At 53.2% G+C, this 13376-nt stretch carries 11 protein-coding genes; 8 read left to right on the plus strand and 3 right to left on the minus strand.

What is annotated here, in order from left to right:
- The first annotated feature begins 310 nt into the window (after positions 1-310).
- From thiI to AACY82_RS16880, 4 genes are all read left to right on the plus strand, one after another.
- A complete protein-coding gene (thiI, locus tag AACY82_RS16865) occupies positions 311-1792 on the plus strand; it encodes a tRNA uracil 4-sulfurtransferase ThiI (RefSeq protein ID WP_339618019.1) in 1482 nt (493 codons plus the stop codon).
- 2 nt (positions 1793-1794) lie between these two features.
- Positions 1795-2256 carry a hypothetical protein gene (locus AACY82_RS16870; RefSeq protein ID WP_339618020.1) on the plus strand — a complete coding sequence of 154 codons (462 nt, stop codon included), beginning with the start codon at positions 1795-1797 and terminating at the stop codon, positions 2254-2256.
- A gap of 161 nt (positions 2257-2417) precedes the next feature.
- On the plus strand, positions 2418-4241 hold the full coding sequence (gene typA / locus AACY82_RS16875) for a translational GTPase TypA (RefSeq protein ID WP_339618021.1): 1824 nt from the start codon (positions 2418-2420) through the stop codon (positions 4239-4241).
- A 273-nt stretch (positions 4242-4514) separates the two neighbouring features.
- Complete coding sequence (locus AACY82_RS16880; RefSeq protein WP_339618022.1) at positions 4515-5858, plus strand: glycoside hydrolase family 2 TIM barrel-domain containing protein; 1344 nt, start codon at positions 4515-4517, stop codon at positions 5856-5858.
- Between the two features lie 26 nt (positions 5859-5884).
- On the opposite strand, the gene AACY82_RS16885 is transcribed toward AACY82_RS16880, so the two are convergent.
- The 3 genes from AACY82_RS16885 to AACY82_RS16895 are packed head-to-tail and all read right to left on the minus strand — an operon-like array spanning position 5885 to position 7405.
- A complete protein-coding gene (locus tag AACY82_RS16885) occupies positions 5885-6070 on the minus strand; it encodes a YrhK family protein (protein ID WP_339618023.1) in 186 nt (61 codons plus the stop codon).
- 22 nt (positions 6071-6092) lie between these two features.
- On the minus strand, positions 6093-6548 hold the full coding sequence (locus AACY82_RS16890; protein ID WP_339618024.1) for a carboxymuconolactone decarboxylase family protein: 456 nt from the start codon (positions 6546-6548) through the stop codon (positions 6093-6095).
- Positions 6549-6601: 53 nt separating this feature from the next.
- Entirely contained in the window at positions 6602-7405 is an 804-nt protein-coding gene (locus tag AACY82_RS16895) for a helix-turn-helix transcriptional regulator (RefSeq protein WP_339618025.1), read from the minus strand.
- A gap of 270 nt (positions 7406-7675) precedes the next feature.
- On the opposite strand from AACY82_RS16895, the gene AACY82_RS16900 reads away from it, so the two are divergent.
- From AACY82_RS16900 to AACY82_RS16915, 4 genes are all read left to right on the plus strand, one after another.
- Positions 7676-9823 carry a BCCT family transporter gene (locus AACY82_RS16900; protein ID WP_339618026.1) on the plus strand — a complete coding sequence of 716 codons (2148 nt, stop codon included), beginning with the start codon at positions 7676-7678 and terminating at the stop codon, positions 9821-9823.
- Between the two features lie 29 nt (positions 9824-9852).
- Positions 9853-11133: a hypothetical protein gene (locus AACY82_RS16905; RefSeq protein ID WP_339618027.1), complete on the plus strand. Its 1281-nt coding sequence runs from the start codon at positions 9853-9855 to the stop codon at positions 11131-11133.
- 20 nt (positions 11134-11153) lie between these two features.
- On the plus strand, positions 11154-12239 hold the full coding sequence (locus tag AACY82_RS16910; RefSeq protein ID WP_339618028.1) for an ABC transporter substrate-binding protein: 1086 nt from the start codon (positions 11154-11156) through the stop codon (positions 12237-12239).
- 337 nt (positions 12240-12576) lie between these two features.
- On the plus strand, positions 12577-12888 hold the full coding sequence (locus tag AACY82_RS16915; protein WP_339618029.1) for an SMI1/KNR4 family protein: 312 nt from the start codon (positions 12577-12579) through the stop codon (positions 12886-12888).
- Positions 12889-13376 lie beyond the last annotated feature (488 nt).

Raw genomic sequence — 13376 nt, forward strand, 5'->3', positions numbered from 1 at the left:
TCGTTAATAGTCGAAACTTTGAAAGCGCAACCGGTGCGCTTTCGGTGTGCGCCGCCATAGGCGGTGACACAATTTTGTCTCTGGCTTAGGGCAAGAAGTATGCCACCGAGCAGGGCGCCAGTGTAGCACGGCAAGTGCGCGGCTGAAGCACAGATGTTGAGTCGATTGCGCACGCGTAGCGCGCCAATGTGGTGCGTCGCTGCGTGGGCTGTGCGCCAAAATGGTGCCTTGTGGTTTTGCTGTGTTTTGTCTCGCCTTCGCCCATGCATTATACTGTAGCGCTTTTACCGCGCGCTTACAGTAGGCTTTCATGCATTTCATCGTCAAGGTTTTCCCAGAAATAATTATTAAGAGCCCGCCGGTTCGCAAACGTTTTATCCGGCAGCTGCGCGACAACTTGCGCACACTTCTCGCGGGGATTGATCGCGATATCAAGGTTCAGCGCGACTGGGAGAAAATCGAAATCACCGCCGATGACTCCGGCCTAGATGACGCGGCTCGGCTGCAGCGTGAGGCGCAAGTGGCCGAGGTACTAGGGCGCACCCCAGGTATTGGTAATTACCTGCATGTGGTGGAGTATCCGCTGGGTGATTTACACGATATTTACGAAAAAACTTTAGAAAACTGGGGTGACTCGCTCGCCGGACGCACCTTTTGCGTGCGGGTTAAGCGCAGCGGCAACCACGACTTTACCTCGACTGATGTCGAGCGTTACGTGGGTGGCGGCTTGGCGCAGCATACCGAGAACGCCGGTGTCGCGCTAAAAAAACCCGATATCACGGTGCGGCTAGAGGTTAAGCAAGAGCGGCTGTTTGTGGTGGCGCGTCAGTGCCGGGGGCTGGGCGGTTATCCGCTGGGCTCACAGGAGTCAGTATTGTCGCTTATCTCGGGGGGCTTTGACTCTACGGTATCGACCTACTTGACCATGAAGCGCGGTATTCGCACCCACTTTTGCTTTTTTAATCTAGGCGGCCGCCAGCACGAGATCGGCGTTAAAGAGGTGGCCTATTATCTGTGGCAAAAATACGGCGCCTCGCACCCGGTTAAATTTGTCACCATCCCGTTTGAGGGGGTGGTGTCTGAGATTTTGCAGCACGTCGACAACTCCTATATGGGGGTGGTGCTTAAGCGCATGATGATGCGCGCCGCCAGCGCGGTAGCCGAGTCGGCCAAGTTGCCGGCATTAGTAACCGGCGAGAGCGTCGCCCAGGTGTCCAGCCAAACGCTGCCCAACTTAAGTGTGATTGACCGGGTGACCGACACGCTGGTGTTGCGGCCGTTGGTAACAATGGATAAAGGCGAGATTATCGATATCTCGCGCACCATTGGTACCGAGACGTTTGCCGCGAGTATGCCCGAGTACTGCGGGGTGATTTCGGTTAAGCCCACCACCCGCGCGCGGCTCGATAAGGTTGAGTACGTGGAGTCGAAATTTGATTTTGCGGTGCTGGAGCAGGCCATTGCCGAGCAAGTGGCGGTGGATGTGCGGGAGCTGGCCGAGACCATCGATGAAGGCGCGAGCGCCGAGGTGGTAGAGGTGCTGCCCGCCGGGGCAGTGGTGGTGGATATTCGTCACCCCGATGAAGAAGAATTGAAGCCCCTGTTAATCGACGGTGCTGAAGTGTTGAAAATTCCGTTTTACACACTCAATAATGCCTTGGCGCAACTAGAGGCCGGCCGGCAGTATTACCTGTACTGTGAGAAAGGCATTATGAGCCAGCTGCACGCTTCGCACTTGGTGGATGATGGTCACACCAATATTGGTGTGTTTCGCCCGGCGGCTCGGGCTTAGCTGTGCCCAGCAAAACGCCGCTGCGGCAATTGCTGATACTGGCGCTAATGGCGCTGGGGATTGTGGCGCTATCGGTTATCTCGACGCTGCATGTTTTGGATGTCCCCGTGGGCGACTTTGCTGGCAAAATGGGCCGTACGCTGGGGCTGCGTTACCATCATGCAACGATGACTGATGCTCAGCTAAATTGTGAAAAAAAGCTTAAAACCAGCTTTAAAAATCGTATTAGCGTGATGCATATGGACAGCTACAGCAGTCGGTTGTCGGCCGATGGCGAGCTGTACAAGATTTTTTTAGAGGCGGATGTCTACCCCGATAGCACTCGCCAAGGTAAATCGCGCGAGCTGTTTGTCACCTGTTTTGTGCTCGCCTCCAGTGGCCATATCGAGCGTTTTCAGTACGCCGGCGATGGCGAGCCGGTGCGTGGCGTGGAAGGCGAAGGCACCAATGCCTTCGGTTTATAGCGCTAACGTGCGTTTTATCGAGCTAAATAGCCACTGTTTGTCTGATTTCTGATCTTTTTGATTCCTGCCGGCGCACTAGATAGGTATAATGCGCGCCTTTTCAGCGCTATCGCCCTTGCTAAGGGGACGCTGCCATTTCCTCCGCACCCGAGAGCATTACAGTGACCAGCCAATCTAAAATCGCAAATTTGCGAAATATCGCCATTATCGCCCACGTTGACCACGGTAAAACTACCCTGGTAGACAAGCTGCTGTCTCAGTCTGGCACGCTTGATCGTCGCGACGAAGGCGCCGAGCGTATCATGGACTCCAATGATCAGGAGCGCGAGCGCGGCATTACCATCTTGGCCAAAAACACCGCGATCCGCTGGAACGATTACCGCATTAACATCGTAGATACCCCTGGGCACGCCGATTTTGGCGGCGAGGTAGAGCGGGTATTATCGATGGTTGACTCAGTATTACTGTTGGTCGACGCCGTTGACGGCCCCATGCCGCAAACGCGCTTTGTGACCAGTAAAGCCTTTGAAAAAGGCCTAAACCCCATTGTGGTGGTTAACAAAGTCGATCGCCCCGGTGCTCGTCCTGACTGGGCCGTCGATCAAGTGTTTGATCTGTTTGACCGCTTAGGTGCCACCGACGAGCAGCTCGACTTTCCGATCATCTACGCCTCGGCCCTAAACGGCGTGGCCGGCCCAGAGCCAGACGATCTGGCCGATGACATGACGCCGCTGTTTGAGATGATTACCCAGCACGTAAAAGCCCCCGATGTCGATATCGACGGCGATTTCCAGATGCAGATCTCGGCGCTGGATTACAACAGCTACACTGGGGTAATTGGTATTGGCCGCATTTCGCGCGGTAGCTTGTCGCCCAACCAGCAAGTGGTTGTGGCCAAGCGCGAAGGTGGCAATAAAAAAGCCAAAGTATTGCAAGTGATGGGTTACCACGGCCTTGAGCGGGTCGAGACCGATCGCGCAACGGCGGGCGATATCGTCTGTATTACTGGTATCGATGGCTTGGATATCTCCGATACGCTGTGCAGCCCCGACAACGTCGATCCTCTGGTGCCATTAACGGTCGATGAGCCCACCGTTAGCATGACCTTTCAGGTAAACGATTCGCCGTTTGCCGGTAAAGAAGGCAAGTTTGTCACCAGCCGCAATATTCGTGAGCGCCTTGATCAAGAGCTGATCCACAACGTGGCGCTGCGAGTGGTGCAGGGCGATAGCCCGGATAAATTTGTGGTATCGGGCCGCGGTGAGTTGCACTTGTCGGTGTTGATTGAAAACATGCGCCGCGAAGGCTTTGAGCTGGGTGTGTCGCGTCCTGAAGTTATTCAACGCGAAGTGGATGGCGAAATTCACGAGCCCTATGAGCACGTTGTCATTGACGTAGAAGATCAGCACCAAGGCTCGGTTATGGAAGAGCTGGGCTTGCGCCGCGCCGAAATGACCAACATGGAGCCAGACGGCAAAGGTCGCGTTAAGCTGGAGTTTATGATTCCGTCGCGTGGCCTGATTGGTTTTCGCGGTCAGTTCCTGACGCTGACCTCCGGCTCGGGCATCATGACCAGTATCTTTGATCACTATGGCCCGGTAAAAGGCGGCGAGATCATCAGCCGTCACAACGGGGTGCTGGTTTCCATGGTTAAAGGTAAAACCTTGGCCTACGCGTTGTTTACTTTGCAAGATCGCGGTCGTCTGTTTTTGGGCCATGGCGCCGAGGTGTACGAAGGCCAGATTATTGGTATTCACTCGCGGGATAACGACTTGAGCGTTAACCCGACCAAGGCCAAGCAGCTTAACAATATCCGCGCCGCCGGCACCGACGAGGCACTGACCCTGTCGCCGCCGATTCGCCACACGCTAGAGCAAGCGCTGGAGTTTATCGAAGACGACGAGCTGGTCGAAGTAACCCCCGAATCAATCCGGGTGCGCAAAAAACTGCTGACTGAAAACGAGCGCAAGCGCGCTAAAAAGTAAGTGCTTTTTACGCTCGCGCTCGCGTTAAGCGAGTACGACTTTGCGCTGCTGTGATGCCACGGCGTCACTCTAAAAGCCCTGCCCTGTGCAGGGCTTTTTTGTGGGCAGTATTTATAATGCAAAAAGTAAGGGTTGGGCGATAGGCACTTGCGCGTAGCGGCCGGTATTGAGCAGAGATGGTTGATTCTGAGTCCCACTTTTGTGGCTGCGCCTTAGTGGGCCGCAAACGGCGCCAGAGTTTGCTCTGATGGAAGAAAACCATGAGGCTCGCTTATGTTTAAAAATACTCTTCTCGGGGCGTCTTTATTAGTGGCGCTGGCCTGCGCCCCGGCATCGTTTGCTGTATCGGCGGCCAGTGCGGTCGCGCCCCCAAAGCATGTGGAGATTGTTAAACGCGATGGCGTCTACCAATTGTTAGTTGATGGTGCGCCATACGATGTAAAAGGTGTTGGTTTGGGGGGGAATGCCCAAGGCAGCTTGAGCCTTTTAACCGCAGCAGGCGGTAACAGTATCCGCACTTGGAGCGCCAACAACGCTGAGGCAGTATTGCAAGACGCGGCCGACAATGGCGTGATGGTGGCGCTGGGGTTTAATACCGATAAAGAACTGCACGGCTTTGATTACAACGACGAGGCGGCGGTTCAGGCGCAGTTTGAGCGTTTAAAAAAGACGGTACAAGCCTATAAGCATCACCCCAACCTGTTGGCGTGGGTGGTGGCTAACGAGCCCAACCTGCTGTTTAACGATGACGGCTCGCTCAAAGACGTTAACCCCAAGGTGTATCAGGCCATTACTGAGATGATCGACTACATTCATCGCGAAGACCCGAACCATCCGGTGACCTACGCCTTTGCCGGCGCGCCCGAGCGGCATATTAAAACCGCCATGCGTTACACGCCCAATGTCGATTTTATCTCGCTGCAACTGTACGGCGATGTGGCTAATTTGCCCGAGATAATCGCCGGCCTTAATATCGACAAACCCTTTATGGTGACCGAATATGGCGCCATTGGTCACTGGGAGCGCCCCACCACCGAGTGGGGCCGCGAGCTTGAAGAGCCCAGCGGAGTTAAAGCCGCGACCTTCTCTGAGCGTTTGCATCAGGCGTTTGATAATAATCCGACAGGTAAAGTGATTGGCTCGTTTGCTTTTTTGTGGGGGCAGAAACAAGAGCGCACACCCACTTGGTACGGCATGATCAACGCCGACGGCAAGCCTAACGCTCGGGTCGATGAGCTGACCCGCTACTGGACAGGGCAATACCCCAGCAACCGCGCGCCGCGAGCTACTGAAATAACGCTTAACGCTCAGCAGGCCGCCGATAGCGTTTACGTAAAACCCGGCCAGCCACTGACGGTAAAGGTGGCGGTTAGCGACGAAGATCCACTGCGTTACGAGTGGCAGCTGTTAAAAGAGGTAGACGTGCGCAGCCAAGGCGGCGCCTATGAGAAAAAGCCCGATGCGGTCGCCATCGCCACTATAAAAGAGCAAGACGGTGAGCTGAGCTTTACCGCGCCAACCGCAGAGGGTGATTACCGTATTTACGCCTACATCTATGACGGCAAGGGCAAAGTAGGTAACGCGAATTTCCCGTTCTATGTAAAGCCGCAACCGTAGAGGTGCGGCTTGGTTTGGTTAGCGCATTACTTATCACGGGTGAAATTGGCGTGTAGTGCGCCGATCAGCATTAACAGTGAGCCTAATGCAAACAGCCAGACGCCGGTTGTGGCGTAAGGGGCAAATCGTGGCAAAAATAAAAGGCTGCCCAGTAAAAATGCCACACTGGATACAACATTAGTCCAGCAAATGGCTTTGCTAAATACGGTCATAGTCGCGCTCCTTCGCGGTTTTTTAATCGGCGATCGCAGGTTGAAACTGCAGGCTAACCGAGATTCGGTTCCAACTATTAATTTCTAAAATTACCGTTGTTAGTTCAATCAAGCCGGCTTCGCCAAAGTGTGTCACGGCATTTTGGTAAGTTGCGTCGTTCACCGCTTGCTGGCTTATCAAGGTGGTGGCCTCGGCCCACGCCAACGCGGCGCGCTCTGGAGGTGTAAAGCAGGCGAGCTCTCGCCAGGCCGGCAATACGTCTAATCGCTCTTGTCGCTCGCCGTCTTTACGTGCCTCAGCTGAGTGCATGTGCTGACAAAATCCGCAGCCATTAATTTGCGATACCCGCAGCTTTACCAGATGAATAATGCCAGATGTAATTTGAGCGTTTGTATCCGTCTTGCCTAAGGCCAATAAGTGCTCGGCCAATCGCGGGCAATATTGGTAAACGGCTTGCTGAGAAATACGTTCGTGCATGGCGCAGACCTCTTGAATAAACGTTGAGGTGCCAGCGTAGCCGCCGATAAAGTCTATGCCTTGTAAATTTGCGACAACTTGCGCGCTCGGTACTCGGCGGGGGTTTCGAAAGTGCTTTTTTGAAACGCGTGAGAAAAATGTGGCTGGTCATAGTAGCCGCACTCCAGCGCGATATCAGCCAGTGGCATTGTGCTGGCGGCCAGTAAGCGCCGCGCTTGATGGGTGCGACAGTAGCCTATGTATTGACCGGGCGAAATCCCGATTTGGCGTTTAAACGTTCGCTCTAGTGTGCGCCGATTGACGCCTAAGTGGTCCTCTAGCTGGCCGGCTGGTAGCGGGTGCATTTTAATGGCGTGAACGAGCTTCCATGTGTGTGCCTGGCGGCTTGCACATTTTGTTAGTCGCTGTAATAACCACTGTTCCAATACGCTAATTTTAGCCACTAAGTCCAGATTGTATAGCCGCGTTGCTATGACCGCGAGTGAGCTGTGCCATTGCGGCGTGTAGTCGCGGCCTAAACAAAGCTGTTTGTCAGAAAGTTCTTGCGGCTCGAGCCCGAGCAAAAAATAGGCCCCGGTAGGTGTGAAGCGAATACTCACGCAGGCGTCAGTCGCCCTGACCAAGCGCATGCTTGTGCAGGTGTTTTGCTCGAAGGTAATAACGGGCTCGTGGGTCGATAAGCCAATGGTCAGGCTGGCGCCGCCGTCGGGATAAAACTTTTCGATATTTTGATGGCCGTTTGGCGTCTGCGTACCGATTGACCAAAGACACTGAACCCAAGGCGCGAGCCGCGGGTGTGGGGCAAACCTCTGAAAGTTCAGAGGCGAAAAATTCTCAGTGGGAATGACCTCAGCCATGGTGGTAGAAACTCAAAATGGACAGCGCAGTAGGCAGTATATGTCCCTTAGGGTTAGTTTATCCAGTGCGTGAAGCCGCGCTCTGTTAGCGACGCGCGAGCCCGCCGGCGGTGTTATCGCTGTGCGGTGGGCCTTGGTGGTACTGGCAAAAATGCTCCCGTCTGACCGGCTTGGGCGCTCTGTGGCGCCCGGCCCCAAGGGTGCAACCTAAGCGGCAGCCTGCTAGGCTATAGGCTGTTAGTTGATGAAGCACACACTCTGGAAGGATCTATGACTGTAAAAGACGCTACCAAAGGTGCCGGCTCGACGGTGCTGATTCCGGTATTTATCCCCGCTGTCGTGGTGATGGTTTTGTTGGTGGTGGGTACCATTAGCAATCCAGACCTCGCGGGCAAAGTGTTTAGCACGACGTTGGCGTATATCACCAATACCTTTGGTTGGTTTTATATGCTGTCGGTTGCCTTCTTTTTGGTCTTTATTGTCGGCTTGGCAATGACGCGCTGGGGTAACATTAAGCTCGGCCCCGATCACGCCGACCCGCAATACAGTTTTCCAGAGTGGTTTGCCATGCTGTTCTCGGCCGGCTACGGCATTGCGCTGCTGTTTTTTGGTGTGGCCGAGCCGGTGCTGCACTTTTCATCACCACCGCAAGGCGCGCCCGAGACAGTCGATGCCGCCAAGCAGGCCATGCAAATTGCGTTTTTCCACTGGGGCTTTCACATTTGGGCGATCTATGGCCTGGTGGGCTTGGTGTTGGCCTATTTTGCTTTTCGCCACGGGCTGCCGCTATCGATTCGCTCGGCACTGTACCCATTAATTGGCGATAAAATATACGGCCCCATTGGTCACGCCGTGGATGTGTTTGCCATTTTGGGCACCATGTTTGGTATTGCCACCACGCTCGGGTTGTCGGTTGCGCAAATTAACGCCGGTATTCATTACCTGTGGCCGAGTATTCCCGTTAGCACCACGGTGCAGATTATTTGTATTGCGGTAATTACCGGGTTGGCGATTTTCTCGGTGGTCGCGGGTATGGATAAGGGCGTTAAGCGCCTCTCGATTTTAAACATGTTCTTAGCCGTCACCTTGATGATTTTTGTGTTTATTGTCGGGCCCTCCATTCACATCTTAGAAACCTTTTTGCAAAACACCGGTAGTTACCTTAATAATATCGTCGAGCGAACCTTTAACTTAGAGGCTTACTCTCACAGCGATTGGATTGGTAACTGGACGCTGTTTATTTTTGGTTGGACCATTGCCTGGGCGCCATTTGTCGGGCTGTTTATCGCCAAAATTAGCCGTGGCCGTACCATCCGCCAGTTTGTGGTGGGGGTGATGCTGGTGCCGTCGATATTCACCTTTATGTGGTTCTCGGTGTTTGGCGATACCGCCCTTAACCAAATTATGGAAGAGGGTTACACCGCGCTTATTGGCGAGGTGCAAAACAATCAGGCAATCGCCTTGTTTAAACTGTACGAGGTGTTGCCACTAACCTCGATTGTATCGTTTGTCACCGTCATATTGATTATTACCTTTTTTGTGACCTCGTCGGATTCCGGCTCGCTTGTTATTGACTCGCTGGCCTCGGGCGGCGCGCTGCACACACCGGTATGGCAGCGTGTGTTTTGGGCATCGGCCGAAGGTGTTGTGGCCTCGTCGCTGTTGTTGGCGGGTGGCTTGAGTGCACTGCAAACGATGACCATCGTCAGTGCACTGCCGTTCTCGATTATTATGATTATTGCCGCGTTGGGTATGTGGCGTGCGTTAACCATTGAGGGGCACCATCAGCGCAGTTTAAAAACCGATGTGCAGCAACGGTTTTCCGGTACCGGGGGGCGCGGTTTATGGCGCCGTCGTTTACACGGCTTGGTCACTTTCCCCGACCGGGAGCGAGTGCTGGAGTTTTTGGCAACAACGGTTAGCAAGGCCATGCACCGAGTTGAGCGTGAGTTGATAAAAGAAAACTGGAACGCCGAAGTGCATACCGATGAAGAGTATCAGCGCATTTATCTCGAGGTTATAAAAGACGAGCAAGTCGACTTTGTGTATGAAATTCGCTTGCTAGAGCACGACTTACCAGACTATGCGGCCAAAGAAATGCCAGATTCCATTGGCGACCCGCAAGTGTACTATCGCGCCGAGGTATTCCTGCGCCGGGGCGGTCAGTCGTACGATATTTACGGCTTTGATCAGCAGGATATTATTACCGATATTCTCGATCAGTTTGAAAAGCACCTACACTTTTTGCATGTCTCACCGGCGATCTTGCCTTGGCGCATGGAAGAGCACGACGATATGTTGGCTTCGCCACCGGAGCCGCCGGAGCGCGAGCCCGGCGTCGACCGCCCGGAAGGTCAAGCGCAGTCAGCGCCGCCAGTGCGAGAAAACATACAGCCGTCGGATAAACGCGACGATTAGGTGTTTACGAACAACAAGGAGTGATGCTCGTGAGGTTAACGAAAAGCACGCTTTGGTTGGCAGTGATCGTTGCGCTGAGCCCCGCAGCTACATGGGGGGCTGCGGATGATGCCGATACCCAAAGCGAGATAGAGCTTCTTAAGCGCGAAATTCAGGCGTTAAAGGCGAGACTCGAGCAAGTTGAGGCGCGATCGCAGGTGCCGGTACAAAACTTAGAAGTCGCAGTGTCTGGCTCCGAGCGCAGCGCAGTCGCCGCCGATGAGCCCGATCCCTCGGGCGTAGATATTGGCGGGGCGCTGCGCTTTAACCTCGTCCATCGCGACTATGTCGAGTCGTCTGAGGGACGGCTCGGTGAAGGTGGCTTGGATGTGTTTCGGCTCAATGTGGATGGTCAACTGGATAACATCTTGGTATCTGCCGAGTACCGTTTTTACTCTTACATGAGTGTGCTGCATCACGGCTGGATCGGTTACGAGTTTGACGATCAAAGCCAATTACAATTTGGCGTCAGCCAGGTTCCTTTTGGTTTATTGCCTTACGCCGCGCATAACTCTTGGTTTGGTGTGCCTTACTATGCTGGGCTGGGTGATGACTACGACATGGGGGTAAAGTACCAGCGCACCGATGGCCCCTGGAGTACACAGCTCGCGTTTTATAAAAACGAAGAGCTCAATGATGCCACTAATACCGAGCGCTATTCATTTGATGTCATTCGTGACGGCGAGCAGCAAAACGAAGAGACCAACCAGTTTAATGCCCGCGCGGCCTATACCTTTGGTTTGGGCAGTGGTTGCGAAACCGCCGTCGGCAGCTCGCTAGAGGCGGGCGAACTTTACAACGCTACAACCGATAGCCGCGGTGATCACTGGGCCGTCGCAGCTCACGTCGATAGCCGCTGTGGTCGCTGGAATTTTCAGGCGCAAGCGACGAGCTACCAGTATGATCCAGAAAACCCCGAGGGGGTAGACGATTCGGTTATCACGGTAGGTGCGTTTGCCGGCAGCTACGATATCGCGGCCGATGCTGATATTGCCGTCGCCAACGTCGCCTACAATGTGCCATCACCGTGGCAAGCCATCGATAGCATCACCTGCTACAACGACTACTCGCACATGTTTAAACGCGAGGCCGGCTCGCTCGACTCGATTATCAACACAACCGGTTGCGCCATTGGTAGCGGCCCGTTGTTTACCTATATCGACTATATTTTGGCAAATAATATGGCTTATTTTGACAACGGTTCTATGGCCGGCGGTGGTGAAGATAAATGGCTCGGTCGCTTTAACGTCAACGTAGGTTTTTACTGGTAATGGGAATTTGGTGCAGGGCTATGTGGTACAAGTTAATAGTAAGTGTTTTGCTAACCGTTGGCGCCGTTGCGCCCGCCACGGCGCAGCAAGAGCTGAACGTTGTATCGTGGGATGGCGCTTACGTCAAAAGCCAAATTCTTGGGTTTATTCGCCCCTATGAGGCGCAGTCCAATACCCGCGTTAACGTCATCCAATACAGTGGCGGGATCGATAATATTCGCAAGCAAGTGCGCGCCTGGAATGTGCAATGGGATATTGTCGATTTAGAATTGTTTGATGCAATTCGCGCCTGTAACGAGGGCCTGCTCGAACCGCTCGACCCCAAAACCTTATCGCCCGCTCCCGATGGCACCAGCGCGCTGGATGATTTTATTGCCGGCAGCTTAACGCCGTGCGGTGTGGGCAACGTGGTGGGCTCGACTGTGGTGAGCTTTAATCGCACTCAATTTAAAACACCCCCGAGCACTTTTGACGATTTTTTTAACCTAAAAAAATACCCTGGTAAGCGCGGTTTGCGCCGCTCGCCCAAAGTCAACTTAGAGTGGGCGTTAGTGGCTGATGGTGTCGCACCGGAAAACGTATACGAGGTGTTATCCACCGAGGCCGGGCTCGATCGCGCGTTTGCAATGCTCGATAAAATAAAACCCCATATTCAGTGGTGGCAAACGGGCGAAGAGGCCATTCGTATGCTGGAAACCAACCGCGTTGTTATGTCGTCGGTTTACAGTGGCCGAGTCGACGACGCCGTACAGCGCGGCGAGCCTTTGGATATTATCTGGGATCACCAAGTGTGGTTTTTTGATGTTTGGGCCATCCCCAAAAACGGCCGCAATACCAAGCGGGCAAAAGAGTTTTTGCGCTTTGCCAGCAGTACCGAAAGCTTAGCCGCACAGGCCCGTTATATCCCCTACGGCCCGGTAAGAAAATCGTCTATGGCGCAACTAGCACCCGAGCTGCGCCAGCGGTTGCCCACCGCAAAAGAGCACCTAGCCACAGCGATTGAGTTAAACGCCAACTGGTGGTCAGAAAATCTCGCTCGCATTACTCCGCGTTTTGAGCAGTGGCTAAGCCGCCCGGTCATGGTGCCTAAAGCACTGCCGCGCTAAGCTTAGCGTTAGCGGCGGATTGTGGTGCTCGCGTATCCAGTGTTTATACAGGTGTATTGCCAAGTGACCGAGATCGACGCACGCTTTGCTTTATAAGGCGCACGGATTGCCGTTTTCGTTATAAAGCAATCATTGTTAAATCAGTCACTTAGGCTGATCGGGCAGAGAGATAACCGGCCAACTCTAGCGGGATAACGCGCAAGCACACATTGCCGCTATTGTTTTTGGCTGGTAATTGCCCGAAAGTATAATAAAATCATGAGCTTGTGTGGATTTCTTGAGAGAGCTCTAGGAATGATAACGCGCATGCACGATATACAAATGTTAAATGGCAACCATGAACATCGAAGCAATTAAACAACAATTGAAGGACTGGGCTAATGAAGGCTTTATCGAGGGTGAGCTTTCGGTAGAGCCAGAATGGTATATTTTGTGGCGTCCGGAAGAAATCGAAGAATTCAATCGCGACTATCAGTTGCCAGAATTTGCTCCAGGTTTCATAACTTTTGGAGGAAATGGTGGCGGTGAGCTTTTAGTGGTTAACGAGCAAGGTGAAGTGTTTTACATGCCGGCTATAGGCATGGCACCAGACACAGCAATACGAATCGCAGGTAGCTTGCAAGAATTTAAAGGCTACATGCATCAATGAGAAAAGCATTTAACAAGGCCAGTCAATCTGACCTCCGTAAACTGTCTTCTTTTTTGCAAAAATACGCAAAAAAGCAGCCAATTCACTCCGGCAGTTGCTGGCGGCGTTAAAGCGCGTTAGCTGTTTTACTTTGTGGTGGGTTGTAGTTCGTGCCACTAGCAAGCAATCCAGCAATAAATATCGTGCAATATCACATGTCAGCAGTTTCGTTCTTGGTGCCATTGATAAAGTTAGTTATAAACGGCAAACTTTGAGCATTCGGCAAAGGTTGCCAGTAATAAAAATCGTAGCATCGGAGGCTTCATTTATTATTTCGGTGCCATTAATAAACTAAAGCTGCGCTATTGCTTCGCAACGTGTGTATCTGCAAGTTCATACCGTCGCGGCTTTAACAAGGTAAGTCAGGTCGACGCGCTAACGCGCGCGCCTGCTCACGGCGTTAGTGCGACAAGGAAGCTTGTCAGAACTTGCAAGGTGAAAGTCCTTGT

The sequence above is a fragment of the uncultured Gilvimarinus sp. genome (assembly GCF_963972205.1).
In the GTDB taxonomy this organism is placed as follows: domain Bacteria; phylum Pseudomonadota; class Gammaproteobacteria; order Pseudomonadales; family Cellvibrionaceae; genus Gilvimarinus; species Gilvimarinus japonicus.

What these genes read in the sequence shown, in the direction of transcription:
- AACY82_RS16915 (WP_339618029.1), top strand. Translation starts at nt 12,577, where the DNA reads ATGAACATCGAAGCAATTAAACAACAATTGAAGGACTGGGCTAATGAA.
- AACY82_RS16890 (WP_339618024.1), bottom strand. Translation starts at nt 6,548, where the DNA reads ATGCACGAACGTATTTCTCAGCAAGCCGTTTACCAATATTGCCCGCGA.
- AACY82_RS16900 (WP_339618026.1), top strand. Translation starts at nt 7,676, where the DNA reads ATGACTGTAAAAGACGCTACCAAAGGTGCCGGCTCGACGGTGCTGATT.
- AACY82_RS16910 (WP_339618028.1), top strand. Translation starts at nt 11,154, where the DNA reads ATGTGGTACAAGTTAATAGTAAGTGTTTTGCTAACCGTTGGCGCCGTT.
- AACY82_RS16885 (WP_339618023.1), bottom strand. Translation starts at nt 6,070, where the DNA reads ATGACCGTATTTAGCAAAGCCATTTGCTGGACTAATGTTGTATCCAGT.
- AACY82_RS16880 (WP_339618022.1), top strand. Translation starts at nt 4,515, where the DNA reads ATGTTTAAAAATACTCTTCTCGGGGCGTCTTTATTAGTGGCGCTGGCC.
- AACY82_RS16895 (WP_339618025.1), bottom strand. Translation starts at nt 7,405, where the DNA reads ATGGCTGAGGTCATTCCCACTGAGAATTTTTCGCCTCTGAACTTTCAG.
- thiI (WP_339618019.1), top strand. Translation starts at nt 311, where the DNA reads ATGCATTTCATCGTCAAGGTTTTCCCAGAAATAATTATTAAGAGCCCG.